At 53.3% G+C, this 20422-nt stretch carries 14 protein-coding genes; 3 read left to right on the plus strand and 11 right to left on the minus strand.

The window, feature by feature from the left end:
• Window positions 1-118: 118 nt before the first annotated feature.
• Together DTL42_RS11005 and DTL42_RS11010 are read right to left on the minus strand one after the other, a co-directional pair.
• Window positions 119-1804: a S41 family peptidase gene (locus DTL42_RS11005; RefSeq protein ID WP_114368772.1), complete on the minus strand. Its 1686-nt coding sequence runs from the start codon at window positions 1802-1804 to the stop codon at window positions 119-121.
• A 453-nt stretch (window positions 1805-2257) separates the two neighbouring features.
• Entirely contained in the window at window positions 2258-4096 is a 1839-nt protein-coding gene (locus DTL42_RS11010) for a GntP family permease (RefSeq protein WP_114368773.1), read from the minus strand.
• Window positions 4097-4265: 169 nt separating this feature from the next.
• Between DTL42_RS11010 and DTL42_RS11015 the strand changes: the two genes are divergently transcribed.
• A complete protein-coding gene (locus DTL42_RS11015) occupies window positions 4266-5012 on the plus strand; it encodes an SIR2 family NAD-dependent protein deacylase (protein ID WP_158545322.1) in 747 nt (248 codons plus the stop codon).
• Here the strand turns inward: DTL42_RS11015 and DTL42_RS11020 are convergent.
• Window positions 5009-5758, minus strand: a complete 750-nt coding sequence (locus DTL42_RS11020; protein ID WP_234824166.1) for a sugar phosphate isomerase/epimerase family protein — start codon at window positions 5756-5758, stop codon at window positions 5009-5011. The two genes, DTL42_RS11015 and DTL42_RS11020, sit on opposite strands and share 4 nt — an antisense overlap.
• A gap of 286 nt (window positions 5759-6044) precedes the next feature.
• Between DTL42_RS11020 and sppA the strand changes: the two genes are divergently transcribed.
• Window positions 6045-7106, plus strand: coding sequence for a signal peptide peptidase SppA (gene sppA / locus DTL42_RS11025; protein WP_114368826.1), 1062 nt, complete (start codon window positions 6045-6047; stop codon window positions 7104-7106).
• A 54-nt stretch (window positions 7107-7160) separates the two neighbouring features.
• On the opposite strand, the gene DTL42_RS11030 is transcribed toward sppA, so the two are convergent.
• The 7 genes from DTL42_RS11030 to tkt form a co-directional block, all read right to left on the minus strand.
• Entirely contained in the window at window positions 7161-8681 is a 1521-nt protein-coding gene (locus DTL42_RS11030) for an SLC13 family permease (RefSeq protein WP_114368775.1), read from the minus strand.
• Between the two features lie 15 nt (window positions 8682-8696).
• A complete protein-coding gene (locus DTL42_RS11035; RefSeq protein WP_114368776.1) occupies window positions 8697-9344 on the minus strand; it encodes a tetratricopeptide repeat protein in 648 nt (215 codons plus the stop codon).
• A gap of 120 nt (window positions 9345-9464) precedes the next feature.
• Window positions 9465-11132: a TrkH family potassium uptake protein gene (locus DTL42_RS11040; RefSeq protein ID WP_425305519.1), complete on the minus strand. Its 1668-nt coding sequence runs from the start codon at window positions 11130-11132 to the stop codon at window positions 9465-9467.
• A gap of 265 nt (window positions 11133-11397) precedes the next feature.
• Window positions 11398-12741 (minus strand): Trk system potassium transporter TrkA, encoded by a 1344-nt coding sequence (trkA, locus tag DTL42_RS11045; protein WP_114368777.1) that lies wholly within the window; start codon window positions 12739-12741, stop codon window positions 11398-11400.
• A gap of 12 nt (window positions 12742-12753) precedes the next feature.
• The gene (locus DTL42_RS11050) at window positions 12754-13131 is read right to left on the minus strand and encodes a (2Fe-2S) ferredoxin domain-containing protein (RefSeq protein WP_114368778.1); all 378 of its coding nucleotides are present in this window, start codon (window positions 13129-13131) and stop codon (window positions 12754-12756) included.
• 149 nt (window positions 13132-13280) lie between these two features.
• Window positions 13281-16115: a hypothetical protein gene (locus tag DTL42_RS11055; RefSeq protein ID WP_114368779.1), complete on the minus strand. Its 2835-nt coding sequence runs from the start codon at window positions 16113-16115 to the stop codon at window positions 13281-13283.
• Window positions 16116-16391: 276 nt separating this feature from the next.
• On the minus strand, window positions 16392-18434 hold the full coding sequence (gene tkt / locus DTL42_RS11060; protein ID WP_114368780.1) for a transketolase: 2043 nt from the start codon (window positions 18432-18434) through the stop codon (window positions 16392-16394).
• Window positions 18435-18769: 335 nt separating this feature from the next.
• Here tkt and DTL42_RS11065 point away from each other — a divergent pair, with 335 nt between their 5' ends.
• Complete coding sequence (locus DTL42_RS11065) at window positions 18770-18991, plus strand: SlyX family protein (RefSeq protein ID WP_114368781.1); 222 nt, start codon at window positions 18770-18772, stop codon at window positions 18989-18991.
• A 34-nt stretch (window positions 18992-19025) separates the two neighbouring features.
• On the opposite strand, the gene DTL42_RS11070 is transcribed toward DTL42_RS11065, so the two are convergent.
• On the minus strand, window positions 19026-20231 hold the full coding sequence (locus DTL42_RS11070; RefSeq protein ID WP_147274245.1) for a hypothetical protein: 1206 nt from the start codon (window positions 20229-20231) through the stop codon (window positions 19026-19028).
• Window positions 20232-20422: the final 191 nt, after the last annotated feature.

Below are 20422 nucleotides of genomic sequence, written 5' to 3' on the forward strand. Positions count from 1 at the left end.
CGATCGATCGCGCTTTGGCGCAGGTTATCCAACCCGTTCAATCGTAGCGATTGCCTCAGAGGCCGCCAACCAGAGGGGAACGATCAACAAATACGGTCGATCCCCTCTGCTTAGCTGTTTATCGCTGATCCAGTGACCGGTTCGAGAGGGCCCCAGGGGCACCCAACAGTTGCCGAGCAGCCATGAGCCCAGCATCCATTACGGGATCGTGCTGTGGTGCGGTGTCGCCCACGTACTGGTTCCCGTCGATGGCCGGCTTGGCAGTCACACGAACATTGACGTCTGGCATAACCCCGTTACGGCTGATCGCTCGGCCACTCGGCGAAAAGAACTTCGCCGTTGTCAGACGAAGACCGGTACCAGCGGTTTCCAGCGGGAAGATCCCCTGCACCGAACCCTTACCGTAGCTTCGTTGGCCGACAACCGTTCCTCGACCGTGATCGCGAATCGCTCCGGCAAAGATTTCACTAGCACTGGCCGAGTTGGCATCGATCAGCACAACTAGCGGCACCCGCCAAGTTCCTGGCATGTGGGCCGTGTAATCGAAGTCTTCCCGAGCATTCCGCCCGCGAGTCTTTACAATCGTTCCTTGCTCGACGAACAAGTCGACCATATCGACCGAAGCACGCAACAGCCCGCCTGGGTTGCCCCGCAGATCGATCACCAACGCTCGCATCCCGTCGCGGTGCAGCTTCCACAAAGCTTGGCTGAGATCGGCAGGCGTGTTTTCTTGGAAGCTAGTGATCTTGAGATAACCAACCTTTGCTTCGTTATCCATGATGTGCACGTTGTCAACGCTAGGCACCTCTACCCGATCGCGGCGAACCACCAACTCGCGAGCAGGCATATTCGGCGAAACGACCGTCACCCGAACCGAGGATCCGATCTCACCCTTAAGCATGTCAGCCGCTTTGTTGGTCGAAATCACTTCGGTTCGCTGCCCGTCGACCGCCACAATTCGATCACCAGCACGGATGCCGGCCTGGTAGGCAGGGCTTCCATTGATGGAGTGAACAATTAGCAACGAGTTCTCGTCGGCTTTCAGCTCGACGCCAAGCCCCACAAAGTTACCTTTGATTTGCGAGAAGACTTCGTTCAGCTGATCTTGGGTGAGGAAGCTTGTATAAGGGTCGAGGGAAGCGGCCGTGCCACAAGCAAACTCTAAAATTGTCGCCGTAGGAATCACACCCAGGTTTTGCCACATCAGTTCTGCGGTGTAGTTTGCCATCTCGACGGCTTGCTGCGGCGAACCAACGTTTTGCCAGTTGACGTTCTCGTTGAGCATCTGCCGAACGCGATTAATCTGGTCTTGGCTAACGTTTTTCAGGTTCTTGGTAGCGAAGATCTCTTCTTTCAGAGCGACATCCAATTGCTTCAAACCTTCGCGGGCCACATCGCTCCAACGAGGCGAATCGACGTAGTTCGCTTGAACCTTACCCAAGACTTCTTCATAGAGGTGCAATGCGTCTTCTCGACTCATGCTGTCGACCGAGCGGATAAAGCTCTGGTCGGCGTACCGTCGTCCGACATCGTAGTGCAGCCGAGCCAGATTCGCTTTACGCTGAACACTGGTGTCGAAGCCGTTCAAACGCAAAGCGTCTTCATAGAAAGTGAGTGCTTCGCCCCATCGCCCTTGGCGTTCAAGCTGCTCGCCGTTGGCCAAAACCTCGCGAACCGCGGTTTCGTCAATTCTGGCTTCAGCAGGAATCTGGACCTGACCATAAGAGGTTGCCGGTACCAGAGTGACCAAGGCGACAAGAAGAGCAAGCGCCCACTTCTTATATGGTTTTGATGTTTTGTGCATAGTCCGTCGCAGCGTCCAGTTTCCATTGCTGCCGACGACGACACGAAATATTCAGGCCCAGAGAGAAATGTAGGGCACTGAGAACGGGTCGAAATACCGGCAACTGGGGGGGAGTTAATCTCGTGAAGGACGGGCCGTTATTTCGACCCAGTCCACTATAGATCACGATTTTGCCCTGGTCAAAAAATCGACGACGTTTTTGGCGGGATATCTTCCCTAGAATCACTACAGCCCGAACTCCGGATACCGGTGAAACGGGTTGAGCCCTATCTCAAGTCTTACGTCGATCGCGCGTCCTGGCGCTGCGGTACTTCCTGAACCGATCCTACATCGGGCTTCCTTTCGCATTGTATTGTATGCGGAAGGCACCGATTTGGTTCGTTTTTAGATCAAAATGCCGGCAAAATGCACTGCCATGACAGCACTGACGGTACCTTGGCCCGCAAGCCGCGACTACGTCAACGGCATAACAACCGCCATAAGCAGTGCGACCAGAAAACTAGTGGTTCCTAACACCAAAAGCAGCGTCGTCCAAGTCTTCAGCGCTTCGACTTCCGTTAGCCCGCTCATCTTGGCAAAGATCCAGAAACCGCTGTCATTCATCCACGACCCGATCAGCGAGCCAGCCCCAATACTGGTCGCCAGATAAACCGGATGGCAGCCAAGTGTTTCTGGGGAAGCTAAGCTCACGAGCATACCGCTGGCTGTGATCATCGCGACCGTGCTGGAACCCTGGGCAATTTTAAGCACTGCGGAAATGCCAAAGCCTAAGAACAAGATCAGCAGCTTGGCTGAGGAGGCATCGGAACCGATTGGGAACATGTGCTGAATTGCATCCCCGACATTGGCAACGGTCAACATCGCCCCAAAGGCACCTCCGGCTGCGGTGATCAAGATAATCAAGCCGCCGCTCATTAACGAGACCTCCACAGAAGAGGCCAACTCTTTGAGGGTAAATTGCCGCTGCACGGCCAATGTCCACATGGCAATCACAGCAGAAAGCAACAAGGCAAAGTTTGCGTCGCCCAGCATCGAGGTGATGTTGGCCAACTCACGTTTGCTGGTATTCCAGACATGCCGCTTGAGCACTTCGGGTCCGTAAACCGATTCCAACGTTTCTCGGTTCATTCGCTCTGCTTCAACCGGGCTCATCCGGGCGACTGGCTTGCGCGAAAGGCTAACCGCTGTGCTCGAAAGCTTTGATCCCAGAAACGCGTCTTGATTCTTCGGGAAGTTTTTATCGACGAGCAGGTATTGGTTGAGCCGATTTAGCGCGACTTCCTTTTGCCCGTCGTTCAGCGAACCATCTTGTAGCAATAAGGAAGCAAGTTCCTCTCGTTCGGCGTCTTTACCATTGCCACGAATGGTTGCGATTACGTGCTTACCAAAATTCGTACCATCTCCTGCAGCAGCCGCACCTTGCTGAATTGGCTGACGAAAAGCATCCCAGTCCGCAATATCGCCAGGCTGCAACTGCGCGGCCCGTTCGGTGTCGGCCATGGTAGTGAGAATGGTGTTCGTTGAAATCAAGATCACCGGTAACAACACCGGAGCGAGCGAGATCCAGAGGGAAGGGAGTTTATCGTCGGGAATTGCTGCCGGCTCTGGTTCGGCACCGAGGGGCCGCATCGGTAACGGCATGATGCGATTCATCAGCGACGAAAACCACAACCCCATGCACGCAGCGGGGAAAGCAATCGCCGCGCCGATCAAGATCATCAACCCTTTGTCGACATTCAATTGATCTGCAACGACAAGCGGGCCTGGGGTAGGGGGGACCAAGGTATGCGTGATGGCTCCACCGGTTGCAATCGCCATCACATACAACAAATAGTTCTTCTGCGTCTTACGAAACAGAGAACGCCCCAGTGGTACCAGCAGATAAAAAACCGTGTCGAAAAAAACCGGCACCGCCAGCACAAAACTGCTGCCCATCAACGCAATGGAAGAACGTTTTTCGCCAAAAATAGACATGAACGCCCGAACCACCCGATCGGCGGCGCCACTATCCAACATACATTTACCAATGACGGCGGCTAGGGCGATCACGATACCAACACCGCCAGCGGTACCCCCAAACGACGAGGCCACTCGTGAGAACTTATCTTGAATCGGCCCATCGGCCATTAGGCTGACCACCATTGCTGCCGCAATCAACGCCAGAAAGGCATTGGCCCGGACAACGATAATTAGCCCCAATACGGTGGCCATGCCTACCAGCAGGCAAAGAACTGCGTATTGGTCAGCGGTGAGCAGAGAATCACCAAGCAGACAGATATCAAACGGAATCATTCCCGAGAACTCGATCAGAGGGGGCAGGGGAGGGGGTCATCAGAAAAGCTTGCTTTTCTTTAAGAAAGCAGGGTTGAAGATGCCATAACTCTATGGCAAATACAAGACTTGCCCCATGTTTCCTAGCTACTGGGCATCAAATGAAGCTGATTTTTTAGGGATAAATAACGTGTCGTCCGATCTCCAACTCGTTTCTCTGTGGCTCCGCAAGGCAAAATCGGCGGTTGTTTTCACCGGAGCTGGCATCAGCACCGAAAGCGGTATCCCAGATTTTCGTTCGCCTGGAGGGGTGTGGACCAAGTACCGAACCGTCTATTTCGACGAGTTCTGCCGTAGCGCCGAAGCTCGGCACGAGTATTGGTCTCAAAAGTCAGAAGCCCACACCGAGTTCGCCGCAGCGGTCCCCAACGTCGGGCATCATACGATTGCCCAGTGGGAAGCATCGGGGCTTATTCGTGGTGTGATCACGCAAAACATCGACGGCTTACATCAAATTGCTGGCAGCCAGGATGTTCTGGAATTGCACGGAACGGCTCGGGAAGTCTCTTGCCTCGACTGCGATGCCCGCTTTCCCGTGGCCCCGTTTGTCGAGCAGTTCCGCACAACGAATCAGGTACCGCTTTGCCCAAAGTGTGGCGACGGGCGTTTAAAGCATGCGACCGTTTCGTTTGGCCAGTCGTTGCCTGAGAAGGTCTTCGAGCGAGCACACCACTGGTGCCAAGAAGCCGACCTAGTGATTTCGGTCGGCTCGTCCTTAGTCGTCTATCCGGCAGCGGGACTGCCCGAACTAGCTAAACGCAACAGGGCGAAGCTAGTCATCATCAACCGCGACGAAACGGGCCTCGACTCGATGGCAGATATGCTTGTCGATGGAAGCTGCGGCGAGGCCTTGGCGGCCATTCATGCGGCTCTTTAGAGGAGGCTTTCCAGCAGCAGGCGAATCTTCCGCATCTCGGCCATTTGGTCGGTGTCGGGCAGTGGTGGCATGTGAACGGTCAACGCTCGGTTGTAGCCGGACTGCTCTAACTGGGTGATCAAGCGACCGTATTCCACTTCCCCTTGGCCAACCCGAACGTGCATCGCATCTTGCCGCGTGTCGCGAAGGTAGACATGGCTGACATATTTCAGCACCTTGTCGTAGCTCTTCGGGCCATCTTCGCGACAGATGAAGTGGCTCGGATCAAGCGTGATCCCCAACCCTTTCACATTGTCGCACAGCACTTGAATCGTATCGCAGTCTTGGGACAAGCAGCCGACATGCGTGTGCATGCTGGTCACGATACCTTCCTTGGCGGATATCGCGACCATCTCGCGTAGGTGTTCGACCTCTTCATTGAAAGGGGTGCCGAACGGTCCGCTCGGAATGGTAATCGAAGCAACCTTGACGGCCTTGGCCAACCGACAGATTTCTTCGTACTCGCGATAACGATCGTCCCCTTGCGCGTTACTTAAGAGGCGAAAATTGGAAATTACCAACCGCTGCGTATCGTGACAAATATCGATCGCATGCTGCAAGTTATTGCACACATCGGAAGGCCGCAGATGGTCACCATTTTCATCCAGCGTCATATCGACGGCGCTAAATTCCAAGTCGACCAGCTTTTCCATGCAATCACGCAAGGGTAAGTCGGGAAAACACTCGGTCGAAGCGGAAACGAACACGGCTCGACTCCTTCACCTGCCATGGGATGTTCTAGAAATATTAATCGTTACGATTAAACAATCCGGCGTAGCTTACCGGTATTGGGCATGCTTTGACAACACCAGAGTAGAATCCTCCCATAAATTGCCCGATTTAGGGAGCAAGCCAGTTCGCCAAATTGCCACTCTCGGGTTGAAACGTAGAATAACGGAAACGTTGTCACCTTCACTACGACAAACAACTAGATACGCAATACCTTTTAGCTGTCAGGACCCACGCATTATGGCCAATCAGGATCCCCCGGAAATGGTCCAACCGCTTCCCAATCCCCCTCAGCCTACACCTCCCCAGCAAATCATCATTCAAAATGGCTCTCGCGGTAGCATTCTTTGGAGAATCGTCGCTGCCATCGGGTGGCTAGGGGTCATGTTTTGCATTCCGATCATTCTCGCCCTGGCAATCAGCTCGTCCAGCTATTACAACACCACCGAAGGTGTCTCTGAAAAGTTCTTCTCTGGCGACAAAACTGCGGACAATAAGATAGCCGTGATCAATATCACTGGCGTGATCATGTCGGGCGAAGGGTACATCCGCAAGCAAATCGACTTGGCCCGCGAAGATAAAGACGTGAAAGCGGTCGTTGTGCGAGTCGATTCGCCCGGCGGCACCGTCACCGGGTCGGACTATATCTTGCACCACCTCAAGCAGCTGAAAAAAGATCGGGACATTCCCCTGATCGTCAGCATGGGGGCCATGGCCACTTCCGGTGGGTACTACGTATCGATGGCGGTTGAAGATGAGAAAGACTCGATCTTCGCCGAGCCGACCACCACCACGGGCTCGATCGGGGTGATCATCCCGCACTACAACATCTCGGGGCTGATGAAAGAATATCATGTCGAAGACGATTCGATCATGAGTCACCCGCGCAAGCAGATGTTGACCATGACGCGTGAAATGTCCCCTGAAAACCGAGAGATCTTGCAGGAATACGTCAACCAATCGTTCACGCGTTTCAAAGACATCGTGAAAGAAGGTCGTCCCCAATTTGCTGCCGATCCCGCAAAACTCGATGTACTAGCCACTGGTGAAATCTTCACGGCTACGCAAGCCCTCGACTCTGGCCTGATCGACAAGATCGGGTTTATTGAAGAAGCAGTAGCCCGTGCGGCAGAACTGGCCAAGATCGACGTCAAATCAACCCGCGTGGTGACTTACACCCAGCCAACTTCATTGTTCGATGTGGGGCTCTCCCAGAGCAAGGCCATGAGTTGGGACACGATGCTTGAACTATCCGCCCCTAAAGCCTACTACCTCTCAAGCTATTTACCACCGATTGTCAGTTCGTTCCCGCTAAGGTCGAACTAGCCGATTCCGCCACAAGCGATCCCGAGGGAGGTCTTAAGTTAGACCTCCCTTTTTTTATGACGTGCCGAGGACATATCGTCCCAACACCAGCACTGTGATGGAAACCAAGGCGATCGAGATGATATTTAGCACAATGCCTGCCTTGACCATCTTGCCGATTGGCACCCGTCCAGATCCATAAACAATCGCATTGGGGGGCGTTGCCACAGGCATCATGAAGGCGCAACTTGCCGCCAGAGTGGCTGGCACCAACAACAGAAGTGGCGGTACTCCCAGTTCCTGCGAGGCGCTTCCTAGCACAGGATTGAATGTCTGAACGCTGGCCAAGTTCGAGGTGAACTCCGTCAACCAGATCATGCCGGTCGCCGTGACGACCACCATGGCCGAATGCGACATATCGCTCATCATGTTGGCCATGTGCGCGCCAAGATAAAGATCAAACTTCGAGGCATTCACGGCTTTGGCCAAGGCCGTACCACCACCAAACAAAAGAAGTACTCCCCAAGGGACTTTCACGGTGGCATCCCAGTTTAGCAGAGGCTCGTGAGGCTCGTTCTTTTTGCCACTAGGAATAAGAAAACAGAGGACGGCCATGCCTATTGCTGCCGTGGCATCGCTGACAAACTGTTTGCCATCGGCATCGACGAAAGCCATGCCCCAGCCCCAACCTTTGACCGGCTCGCGTAGGATCCAAAGCAAGGCCGTCGTCAGAAAAACCGCCCCAACGCGCCACTCTGCAGCAGAAATCGGGCCCAACTTATGGAGTTCATCAAGGATAACGCTTCGCCCGCCAATCGATTCCTTGCTGCTTACGGGAAACAACACGTACCCGAGAATTGCCCATGTAATCAACAAAAACACGGCAGAGAAGGGGAGGGCCATCAACATCCAAGCGAGGAAGGAAACGTTGGGCTCGTTCGGGAAGTTCTCGCGATAAAACGAGGCGAACGCAATGTTAGGTGGCGTTCCGACTAGCGTTGCCACTCCGCCGATACTAGCGGAATATGCGATTCCCAGCATCAAGCCAACCCCCAGGTTCTTCCGAGCCGACTCGCCAACGAGTTTTAAATCGGCCACGGCTAGAATGCTCGTCGCAATCGGCAACATCAATAGCGTGGTGGCGGTGTTCGATATCCACATCGACATCACGCCGGTCGCGACCATAAATCCTAATAGAAGCTTAGCCGGGTTGTCTCCCATAACGTAAACAATGGTCAAGGCCAGGCGTTTGTGTAAGCCAGCCTGTTCGATCGCTAACGCAATCAGAAAACCGCCAAGAAACAAAAAGATGTTGTGGTCGCCATACGCCGAAGCGACTTCTTTAACCGGTTGAATCTCTAGCAGCGGAAACAAGACGAGTGGCAGAAGCGACGTAGCCGCCAAGGGGATCGCTTCGGTCAGCCACCAAATCGCCATCCAAGCAAACGCGCCCGCCATAGCGTTGAGTTGCGGACGCTCGGCATCGAGGTAGCTGCCGGAAGCCTGCATACCCCATAAGAGGATGGCCGCTAGAGGGCCAAGCCACAATCCAATCCTGGCCGCTAGGGTCGGCGGCGGTGTTGTTGCTTCGGCCAATCTACGCTTCCTTCCTTAGAAGTTGCCGGTTATCTCGACACGAATCGATCCGCGATTGTCATCGTTGTAGATGTCATGCATTTTCAATAGCAAACGACCGGTTTGTGGCATGCTCATTTGCTTTTGTGCGCCGATCGTAAAGGGCACGGTGTCTTTATCAGGCACCGCTGACTTCGCAATCACACCAATCAGCGAACCTAAGCGATAGTCGCGCATTTCGCGAGGGATTTCTAAACCATTGGCATCTCCTATGTGGGCAAACATCCACTCCCCTTCAGTGCGAAACCCCATCGGACTTCCAGCGACGACATCAATCCCGGTGTCTTGCCAACCTTCGCGAGCCTCGACCGCAATGATCTTCTTATTCGCATTAGAAAGCTCGCCGTTGACCACTTTCATTTTCTCGACGGCAGGCTTGTAGTTGGGAACCAGCTTCAGAATTTCGCTGAAAGCAACACGAGCTTTCTCCCAATCTTTCTTCCGGGCATATTCGTCACCCAGCTTTTCCGCTTTCGTCACAAACTCGCGATGGAGTTCAACTAAACGAGGATCGGAAGGGAGATCGAGCTTTTCTTCTTTGGGAGGTTGCTGACGACGCTGCGCGAAGACGTCTGTTGGCAAGAAACCTACGGTGATTAACAAACAGCAAATGGCAAGTCGCATTGAGAAAAATTCTCCTAAGAGAAGCGCGCGGAGGTTAGTCTCTATTAAAGTTCTAGCACGCAAACGTTGCAAGCACATGGCAATCAACGGCCCAATTGCCGAGCCTCTAGCTCGTTTTGCCTATCTCGACCGCCAAAATCGTGGCATCAAAAGGACCAGAACAGCAAATATTTCCAGGCGTCCGATCATCATCAATGCCGTGAATAGGAGCTTGGTCCACCAACTAAAATTCGCGTAGTTCTGCGTAGCCCCAATGATCCCCAGCCCTGGCCCCACGTTGTTCAGGGTGGCAGCAACGGCTGTGGCGCTATCGATTAGCTTGTGCTCGATATGCTCTTCCGCCGAGCCCCAGGTCGTATCCGGTTCGAGCGTGACGATCGAGAGCCAGCCAAACACAAATAGCACCAGGATCAAGCTGAAATAGATCAATATATTGGTCTGCAAATCAGGATCATCAACCGGTTTTCCCCCCAGTCGCAAAGGGCGGACAACCGAAGGATGGTACGATTTCTCTAGCTGTAAGAACAGAATCTTGTGAAAGAGGATGTGGCGAATTACCTTCACGCCACCCCCAGTACTTCCCGCACAACCTCCGACAAACATCAGCAAAAACAACACACCGCGGCCAAAACTATTCCACTTGTCGAAGTCGTGGGTGCCGTAGCCGGTGGTCGTAATGATGGAAACAACCTGAAACAGACCATTCCGCAGCGCGAGCTGAAATTCGGTAAAGCTTGACGTATTCGGATCGATGATGAAGTCGTCGTAGACCATTCCAAACGACATCACACAAATGGTCACCCCAATGATGATCCCCATGTAATAACGCCACTCGATATCACCGACCAACCGATTCGCCTGACCAATCATCAGAAAATAAAGCAACGTGAAGTTCGACCCGGCCAAGACCATGAAGACGATGACAACGTACTCGATCCACGCTCCCATCGTGTGATTGACTTGGTAGAAGTGCCCCAGGCTGGCGTTGTATGTACTGAAGCCTCCTGTTGCCAATGTCCCAAAGGCGTGGCAAATTGCGTCGAAAACATCCATTCCCAACAGCCATAACAAGCACGTCAAAATCAAATTCAAGCCGCAATAAAGCGCGGCAAACATCCAAGCGGTATGTTGGATCCGCGAGTGTGAGCCTTCTTTGCTGGGGCCTGGAATCTCGTTCCGCATTAACGCCTTGCCTGCGGAGCCTTGCCCGAGAATCACAACAAACAGCACGATAATCCCTAGCCCACCCAGGAAATGCGTACTGCTACGCCAGAACAAGACACAGTGCGGCAAGCTGATAGGATCTTCAAGATTTGCAATCACCGTTGCCCCGGTGGTACTAAAGCCTGATTGCGACTCGAAAATCGCATCGGCGATGTTCATCCGAACCCCACGAATTCGATAGTTGTTGGCTCGATCCAAAGGACTATCAGGCTCTTGGCCAGGATGAATCAACACGCCGCGCCAATGAGACAACTCGCTCAGGTCCTCAAACACGACGCGAAAATCAGGCAATGGATCTTCAACCTTGCTCCACTTTCGCATGCGGGCGTCGTACTGTTCTTCGAGCTTGCGGGCAGGCAATCCTTTGGCACCTGCGGAAACAAGCGAATCGACCAAGGCATATTGCTCCTGGGTCAATGGTGACACAGGATCCCCATAGATTTGCGGAGCAATTTCATGGGAGCTAAACAGGCGCACGGCCAGTTTGTTGCTGGACCCGCTCAGGATATAGGGCATCGCCCCTAAGACGGTTGCCACCACCCAACTCAGGCCAACCACCGCCATCGCTTCGCGCCGATAGAGATCACCTTGAGCATGGCGACCAATTCGCCAAAAGATGGCCCAGCAAACAATGCTCAACAAAATGGAATAGATGAGCCCCAGAAAACCATAGGTTTCAAACTGCTGGAAATCTTCACCGGTCCGATGCCCCAACTGTGGCCAGGCCCAAGGCAGACTAAAGACCATCGTCACGCCGATAATCAGGCAGATGATCGAAAGAAGTCGGCACACCAAGCGATAGTTCATGACGCTCTTGGGTTGAATGCGATTAGGAAGTCTCGTCAAACAGCTTGACGACCGAGTCCAAGGATGCTTCGTCGACGAGAACGACAACCGTATCACCCGGCGTCAAGCGATCATCCGCCGAAGCCACACGTACGTAGTCCGAACTCATAATAGCCGCGATAAGGCAATGGGGCGGAAGCTTCAAATTTGCGATCACATGCTGAGTGGCTTTTACCCCAGGCATGACTTCAAATTCCACAATCGCGATCCCACCCCCAGGTAAATTCTTCTTGGAAATGATCGGGCCACTATTAAGCAGCCCCAGCACTTGCCGAGCCACCACGTTGCGAGGACTCACGGCCAAATTGATTCCCAACTTCTCGACAACGTTTGCGTAGTCGGGACGCTGCACAATTGCCATACACTCGGGAGCGCCAATCTCGCGGGCTTCAACGCACGACATGATGTTGTTCTCGTCGTCCCCCGTACAAGCCACAAACACGTCGCTCCGGCCAACCCGTTCTTCTTCCAAGATCGCTTTACGAGTCGCATCTGCATGCACCACCGTCGTGTGCTCTAACAACCGGGACAGAAATTCGCAACGCTCCATGTTCTCTTCCATGAGCGTCACATGATATCGCTGACCTTCCAGCATGCGCGCAAGCGCTAAGCCGGTTTCTCCGCCACCGGCGATCACCACGGAACGGACTGGCGTCGCTTTGACTTCAAACTTCGCTTTGACGTTGTCGATTTCCTCGCGGGTACCGATCAAAGTGATGTGATCTCCCAACAGAATCGAATCTCCCGCGCCAGCGATCCAGGTTTTTCCTTCCCGCTGAATCGTGCCGACCCGCACTCCTTTCGGTAGCCCGACCTCTTTCAACGGTTTGCCGATTGCTGGCGCAGGATCGTCACAGATAATCTCTTGTACCTCTAATTCGCCGCGAGCAAAATTCTCGAGCACGGCACTCCCTGGCGAACGAATCGCACGTACGAACTCAACTGCCGAGAGGTGTTCGAGACTTAAGAAACGGTCGATCCGAAAGTGTCGCTGATAGTCGAACGTGCTCAAATCGCGGAAGACCCGGCCATAAACGCGTGCCACGCTACGTCGGGCTCCCATCGCCTTGGCCATGCTGGCAGCGACAATATTGACTTCATCATCACCCGTTAGGGCCAAACAAAGATCGCACCCAATAATACCCGCTTGAAACAAGATCGCCGACTCGGAAGCAGAACCGTGAATGGCACGCACATCAAGTTCGGCATTGATCGCTCGCACGTGGTCCGAATTGTTTTCGACAACCGTGACGCTGTGATTGTTGCGGCACAACAGGTCGGCAATCCACGTTCCAACGGTCCCAGCTCCTAGAATGACAATTCGCATGAAGGTGAGCCTTTAGTTTTCCTGCTTTGATTCCGCCGCAGCTGAACCTGCTTTTTTCGCCTTGCCGCATCTCAGTCGTTCGTCGGGAATCCGTAAGTCTTCTAAGATATTTCCTGCCAAGATAGTTTCGTGGATGATTCGCTCTGCATCTTCCACGCCCACGCCGCCATACCAAATCGCTTGCGGATAGATCACAACAACTTGGCCATCATCGCATTGATCGAGACAGCCAGAGTCGTTAGCTCTCACTTGAGCTTTGAGCCCCAGACGCTTGATTTCTTTTTTCAAGGCTGCCCGTAGCTTGCCCGAATCATGCGTCTTGCCCTTGCCATAGCGTTTCGATGGCTTGCATTTGCCGCAGACGAATAGGTGATGCGTAAACTTTGACATGCTATTAGTCATCGCTCCGACACGTAATTTCCGGTCAGAGAATCCAAGGGACAAACAGAAAGCCTACCATCGTACGATTTCAGGCCGCGGATACTAGCCCATTCCAGCTTTGCCTACCCGCCACCGGAGGGTAGGCACATCAAATGACGCTAAGAATCACCCTCTTTAAGCCCTAAACGGGAAAGCCAATTTCCCTTAGCTGATTTTTCGTGTCCCGTTTTAGCAGGATTGGCCTTTAAGAGCCGAGCCTTTTCTGTTTCGAGCTGGGCGACCTTCTCTTCCAATTCCGCTCGATCTCGGGCGATCTTGGCTCGTTCAACCGAAATGTCGACTTCTGCCTTCCGCAGCTTCTCTTTCCATTGTCCCTGAAGTGTCTTCAGGTTCTCTCGTTCCTGAGCAATCAGTTCGTCTTGGTCAAGCAGTTGCGCGATCGCGTGGGCTCCATGGGCGACTCCACCCTCGGAAGTATTGGTCTCCAATTGCTCCAATTTTTCTCGCAGCTCTTCAATCTCGCGTTCTTTTGCCGAGACTGCTTGCTGACCGTTCTCAATTGCTTCCTGAATTGACAGCTTCTCAGCGGCTTCGTCTGGATCTTCGTCACTATACTCCGCTTCCAATTGAGCAAGCATTCGTCGCTTGGTCGCTTCCCAATCGCTGCCGGTATCATCCGAGACCGTATTGCTAGACTTGCGGGCCTTCTCAAGATCCTTGGCGAGTTTCGCGTTTTCCTTTTTCAGTTCCTTTAGATCATCAAGCGTAAGCCGCAAACGTCCTTCCAACGATTGAACCCGCTCGTCGTCAGGTATGCCACCACTTTCAATCTGCTCTTTCAATTCGGCGATCTTTTCTAGCAGAGAGTCTCGCTCTTGTCGCAGTTGAGCGAATGCTTCACTATCCGCTTCACCTCCACCACCTTCTTTGAGCGAATCATTCTCGGCTCGCAGCTGAGTTGTTTCTTCCTGTAGGGTCTCGACATGTCGCCGCAGGTTGCTAACTTGCTCGCGACTTTGCTCGTGGTCGCCACGGGCCTGAGAAAGAGCCACCTGAGAAGCAGCCAACTGGCTTTCCAACTCGCCTTGTGCTTCTTCGATTTGTTTCTTGAGCGACTCATTCTCAAATCGCAGCTTATCTTGCGAATCGTTTAGATCTCCCTGCTCTGCTTCGCGTTTATTTAGCCGGAGAACCAAGTCATCTCGTTCTTGCTTGAGTTGCTCTAGCTCTTGCTCAAACTGAGAAATCGCGTCGTAAGCCTGAGCCGCATCTCCGAGATGTTGTCGCGCGTCGTCCCTTTGCTTTTCGGCATCTTCCAACTGCGAGCGAAGCTGCGTTAGCTCTTCCTCTTTCAAAGCTAAAGCTTGCTGATGCTCGCCAGCCAGAGCGTCTAATTCCGACCGATCCACTCGCTCGGCCAGGACCTGTTCAAGCTCTTGCTTGAGACGTCCGACCTCCTCGCACGAACCTTTGGCTTCCGCCAATTGCTCGTGTAGATGATGAAGTTCCGCCGCCTGTTTTGCCTGAGCGGCTTGATGCTCGGCCGCTTGCACTTCCAACTGTGATTTGTCGACGGTACTCGCTTTGAGCTGTTCAAGCTCTTGCTGTAACCGCCCAACGGCTTCGTTTCCTTTTTGAGCCTCTTCCAATTGCGTACGGAGCTGTGCCAACTCTTGCTCTTTGGCAGCAACATTGTTTTGATGCTCGGCTGCCTGAGATTCGAACAGGGCTTTATCAACCGTGCTGGCCCTAAGCTGTTCCAATTCCTGCTGCAAGGAATCGACTGCCGCACTAGCCTGTTGCGCTGCAGCAAGTTCGTGCTGTATTTGCTCTCGGTTTTGCTCAACTGCTTCGAGCTTACCCTGTAGCTGGGCGAGTTCCTCTTGCTTGGCAGACAACGCCTGCTGATGATCGGCAGATTCCGCCGCGAGTTGCGACTTGAACTGGTCAATCTCACTCGCCAGACGCTGCTTTTCCGCATCCATCTCTTGGCAAGCGGACTGGCTGCTCTGAAGCTGCGACTGCAATTCGGCAATCTGTTGTTCTGCTTCCGAACCACTATGCGAAAGCCTCGCATTGACTTCGTCCCGCTGCTGCTCGGCGAGCTGTAATTTGCTGTCAAGATCGTCAGAACGCAATTTCTGCGATTGCAGATCCCCTTCGAGATCGGCGTTTTGCGTGCGTAAATGCGTTAGCTCTTGCTCGAAGTTCTGCTTCTCTTCAAGCAATGCGTTAACTTGATTCTGAAGCTCCGGCAACTGGCCTTGGACCTGGTCAGCGCATGCTTGAAGTTCGCTAGTACGAGCCTGCTCGTTCGCTAACGCCTGCTCCAACTCGGCAACCTGTGCTGCGCGTTCCTCGGCCGCTTGGCGCGCCAAGTCGAGCACGGAATTCGCTTCCTCTCGTTGCCCGGTTACCTGATGGAGTTGTGATTCGAGATCGACGATGCGTGCGTTCAGCTGATTTTGCAGTTCTTCGGCGGCCTGGCCGTTTTGCTGCGCTGCCTGAAGATTATTAAGGGCTTCACGATGCTTGGCTTGCTGATCTAGGATCTCCTGCTGCAAATTGGCTTGGGCATCGTTGGCCGCTTTTAATTCAGACTGCAACCGATCGCGTGTCGCAACGAGCTCATTACGCTCAGCCTCCCACTGCGCCTGCTTTCCTTTTTCATCCTCGAATCGCTTGATCTCGTCTTCGATCGTCGCTTCTCTTGCTTGTAGCGCATCGATCGTGGCTGCCAGTTCGCTAGACTGGCGATGCAGATCCTCGGAGGAAGCCTCGACTTCAGAATTGCGATGGTCAAGATCGCTTTCTTTTTCAATCAGCTTCTGCGTTATCTGTTGCAATTGCTGCGAGATGCGGCGTTCAATTTCGCTGACGCCTTGACGATGACGCTCCAAAAATTCGCGCGTACGTTCCCGCTGCAGAGTCGCTTTACTCGCAATCTCTTCCAGGTTAGCGATGTCGGGAGACTGGGGATTTACGCCGTCCATGTCTTGGTCGTTTTCGTTAAATGAGACGTGTCCATTACTTCATGCGTTTTTCTCATGGCCAGCCGTCGCAAAGCTCCGCGACACGGAATGGCCTACTGTTCTATAGGTTAGGAGACGTGACGGGTCAAAAACGGGTTCAAGCCACAAAGCAAGTGCAGCACGCAAGCTGCAGCAATTGTGCCGAATATTCGGAACATGCGGCTTGTAGAGGCGCAAAAAGAAACCCCCTCCGCTTCCGGAGGGGGTTTCTGAGTTCAATTGAGATAAACCGTCTTATTAGCTACCCATCGACTTCTTGGCAGCCTTGACGACGTGGTCGGTAGTGATGCCAAAGTAAGGGAAGAGCTCATCCGCCGGAGCACTCGCTCCAAAACTGCTCATGCCAACGAATTCTCCCTGGAAGCCTAGCAAGCGATCCCAAGGCTGACGAATCCCCGCCTCGACCGCCACGCGTGCCGTAACTTCGCACGGCATGACTTCCTTCTGATAAGCGGCATCTTGCTCGTAGAACAGCTCCATGCAAGGCACACTGACGGCCCGAGCCTTGACCCCTTCAGCGGTCAACTTTTCGTAAGCTTCGATCACTAAAGACAGCTCGCTTCCGGTACCCATCAGCAGCACTTCCGGCGTTCCTTCGCAATCGGCGATAACATAGGCCCCCTTGGCCGACTTGCCGGCACAAGCGTACTTTTCGCGATCGAGGGTCGGCAAGTTCTGCCGTGTCAGCACCATCACCGAGGGGCGATCGTTCAACTCAACGGCAGCTTTGTAGCAAGCCCCCACTTCGTTCGAATCGCCTGGACGGAAGACCGCCACGTTCGGAATCGCCCGAATCGCTGCCAGATGCTCTACCGGTTGATGGGTTGGGCCGTCTTCTCCCACACCAATCGAGTCGTGCGTGAAGATGTACAGCAAAGGAGCTTTCATGATCGCCGACAAACGGAGCGAAGGACGCAGGTAGTCGCTAAACACGAAGAACGTCGAAACATAAGGACGCAGTCCGCAAAGTGTCATTCCGTTGCCGATAGCAGCCATCGCATGTTCGCGAATTCCAAAGTGGAAGTTGCGACCACAATAAGTACCGGGCTCGAAATCGCCGGCCCCTTCGAAGGTCAAACCGGTTTTGGTCGAGGGCTCTAAGTCAGCAGAGCCACCCAACATGCCTGGCAATTTGGCCGCAATCGCGTTGAGGACCTTACCACCGGAAACCCGTGTTGCGATTCCCTTGGCATCGGCAGGGAAGCTAGGAATGTCTGCGTCCCAACCTTCCGGCAGTTCGCCAGACATGATTGCGGACCAGGTAGCAGCAGCTTCCGCATTTTCTTTGCTGTACTTGGCGAAATCGGCGTCCCACTTTGCCTTGGCTTTGGCACCACGGGCACCGAGGTTCTCATTGAAGTTCTCGTAAACCTCAGCCGGCACCTCAAACTTGCCATACGTCCAGCCGTATGCCTTCTTAGTGGCAGCGATTTCATCTTCACCCAGTGGGGCACCGTGAGCGCCATGGGTGTTCGCCTTGGTCGGGGCGCCCCAAGCGATGATGCTCTTCACGACAATCAGCGTCGGTTTGTCAGTGGTATTCTTGAACTCGGTAAATGCCGCATCCAAGGCATCGATATCGTTGGCGTCGGCGACTTCAACAACATGCCAACCCAATGCCCGGAACTTGGCAGGTATGTCTTCCGTGAATGCCAGCTCGGTATTTCCTTCGATCGTGATCTTGTTGTCGTCGTAAATCCAGCACAGGTTCGAGAGCTTCAAGTGGCCGGCGATCGACGCGGCTTCGGTCGAGATGCCTTCCATCAAGTCGCCGTCGCTACACAAAGCGTAGACGTTATAGCCAAACAAATCGCAGCCTGGCTTGTCGAAACGAGCTGCTTGCCATTGCCCAGCAATTGCCATCCCGACACTGTTGGCCACACCCTGGCCCAAGGGGCCGGTGGTGGTTTCGATACCGGCAGCTTCATGAACTTCTGGGTGACCTGCACAAGGGCTATGCAGCTGGCGGAAGTTACGAATGTTGTCGATTGTGATCGATGGCTCACTCGAACCATCTGCCTTTTTCACACCAGCAACATGCAACGTACTGTAAAGCAGCATCGAAGCATGACCACACGACAAAACAAAGCGATCTCGCGAATGCCAATGGGGATTGGCGGGATCGTATTTGAGGTGCTTGTTCCAGAGCGTGTAAACGATGGGAGCCAACGCCATTGGTGTTCCAGGGTGACCACTGTTGGCCTGCTGGACCGCATCCATGGACAGCGTGCGGATGGCGTTGATTGAAAGTTGCTCAATACTGGTTGTGGAAATAGACATATTTCGTTCGGAACTCACTAGCCAACGTAGTAAATCAGGCCGTGCTAAGCCTCAAACTGAAGGCCAGGACCCGATTCAGGAAAGCGATTCGCCCTAGCGAATCAGTCGTGATATAGACACATTAAGTCAAGCATTTTAAGTCCAAAAGAAGGAAGAAGTCAACGCAACTGCCAAGCCACCTAAGACTTATACTGCCCATCTAGGCCGCTATTCTCTTGCGGGAAATTCGGTTTCAATGAAGTTTGCACAATGCAACCACCCCCTGAAAGGCAAGAGACCACACTAAGTAGGCCTTTACGACGCACAAAACGCCCCATTCCTGAATTGATTGTTCTATGACCGAAAATAGCGATGTCAAAAGAATTACAACGCTTGAAGAAAAATACGCCCACCTCGAGCGGATTGTTGCCGACCTGAACGAAGTGGTGATCGACCAGCAGAAGCGGATTGTAAAATTAGAAACGCTTCTACATCGTACCGACGAACGGATCGATCAAATACACGCAGCCTTGGATCAGCCACGCTCAGCTAACGAAGAACGCCCGCCACACTATTAATCGTCAGCAAGCAGGCAGCAGAGAATAGGCCCAATCAATCGGCAGAATCCAGCGCTTCTTCTAACATATCCTGAACCGCACTCATCACTTCCGAAACGTAGGCTGTGATATAGCCGGAGAAATCATTGAATTCTTGAAGCGAATCAATCAAATCTCCATCAAAAACTAACTCGATTTCCGTTTCGTAGATCTGCTCATCTTCCAGCACAATCGAGAGCACGACTTCGGTTTCTTCAGCATCAACTCCTTCACTTATCGAGGCACTCCCCGTTAAGCGATTGATCTGAACGGCAGTCTGCCAGTTAACCCCAGCGTAGACAACCTGAAACACGTCCATGGTACCTGGCAAGATAACGCCAGCTTGAAACTGATCTAGCAAGAAGACCGGGGGCAGGGGAGCCTGATCACCCCCACTGTTTCCTGTATCGCCATTAGTCCCGTCTCCCCCATCGCCGACTCCTCCACCTCCATTGCCGTTATCTTGCGGCAATTGCCAAGCATCGGGGTAGTTCTCAGGAAACACCACGTGCTCGTTGGCGTAATTCTTACCGAAGTTCTGTACAAAGAACGAAAAGTCGCTCAGACCGACACCTTTCGCCTTATCAAAGTCGGCAAACCATGACACACCTTCGTCTGGCGTGCCACCTTGCTGGCCAAATGCAATCACAAAATCAGCAAAGTCTGCCAGGCCGATACGCTGATCATCATCTAAGTCGTAGATAACCGGGAAAAGTTCCATCTTGGGCATCGCCGTATGCCCCACCGCCACACTGGAATCAGCGTTTAACGCGGCTAGATGGTCGGTATTTAACTCCAAGGAATAAGGGCCAACGCTCCCCGTTTCCCAATCGAGCCGTACGTTGTCGCCGTTCTCTGGTACTGCCTGGAAGTAAATCCGCGCGAACAACACCCGATCGTCCGAGCCCAACGATACCCCAGCCGTTGTTCCATGAATTTGATTGATGACTCCGGTGGCGTCATCGATCATGTAAGAGCTTGTCCCTTCAAACGATTGCCCAAACTCAATCGTTGCCGCCGAAGTTAAGTCGCTACGGTAACTGAGATCAAGCGTTAGATCTTGAATATCAACCGGAGCGTCCCCCTCTCCATGCACCCATATCTCGACCGCGAAACGATCCCATTCATGAGTGCGTTCCATGCTCTGAGGAAGCGACGCCTTGCGATCACGGCTGATATCATCAGGAACGGTCGCATCCGAAACGACGGCAAAATCAACCATAACCATCGAATCGCCGGCCAATAGGTCCCTGCGTTCCAATAGCTGTAGTGTCGCCATACGCCGAGCAAGCGGGCTGTATCTATTTAATCGAGATCTCATTCGCCTCATCTCGAAACGATCATTTCCCCCCAGGCAATCGAAACCTTGAACACTGCAAGGAAGTTGGGAGCCTAGCGGAAATGAAATAATTG

The sequence above is a fragment of the Bremerella cremea genome (assembly GCF_003335505.1).
GTDB classification, from domain to species: domain Bacteria; phylum Planctomycetota; class Planctomycetia; order Pirellulales; family Pirellulaceae; genus Bremerella; species Bremerella cremea_A.

Coding starts and splice junctions, on each gene's coding strand:
- DTL42_RS11005 (WP_114368772.1), bottom strand. CDS start 1,804: ATGCACAAAACATCAAAACCATATAAGAAGTGGGCGCTTGCTCTTCTT.
- DTL42_RS11010 (WP_114368773.1), bottom strand. CDS start 4,096: ATGATTCCGTTTGATATCTGTCTGCTTGGTGATTCTCTGCTCACCGCT.
- sppA (WP_114368826.1), top strand. CDS start 6,045: ATGGTCCAACCGCTTCCCAATCCCCCTCAGCCTACACCTCCCCAGCAA.
- DTL42_RS11035 (WP_114368776.1), bottom strand. CDS start 9,344: ATGCGACTTGCCATTTGCTGTTTGTTAATCACCGTAGGTTTCTTGCCA.
- DTL42_RS11040 (WP_425305519.1), bottom strand. CDS start 11,132: ATGGCGGTGGTTGGCCTGAGTTGGGTGGTGGCAACCGTCTTAGGGGCG.
- trkA (WP_114368777.1), bottom strand. CDS start 12,741: ATGCGAATTGTCATTCTAGGAGCTGGGACCGTTGGAACGTGGATTGCC.
- DTL42_RS11050 (WP_114368778.1), bottom strand. CDS start 13,131: ATGTCAAAGTTTACGCATCACCTATTCGTCTGCGGCAAATGCAAGCCA.
- DTL42_RS11055 (WP_114368779.1), bottom strand. CDS start 16,115: ATGGACGGCGTAAATCCCCAGTCTCCCGACATCGCTAACCTGGAAGAG.
- tkt (WP_114368780.1), bottom strand. CDS start 18,434: ATGTCTATTTCCACAACCAGTATTGAGCAACTTTCAATCAACGCCATC.
- DTL42_RS11065 (WP_114368781.1), top strand. CDS start 18,770: ATGACCGAAAATAGCGATGTCAAAAGAATTACAACGCTTGAAGAAAAA.
- DTL42_RS11070 (WP_147274245.1), bottom strand. CDS start 20,231: ATGGTTGATTTTGCCGTCGTTTCGGATGCGACCGTTCCTGATGATATC.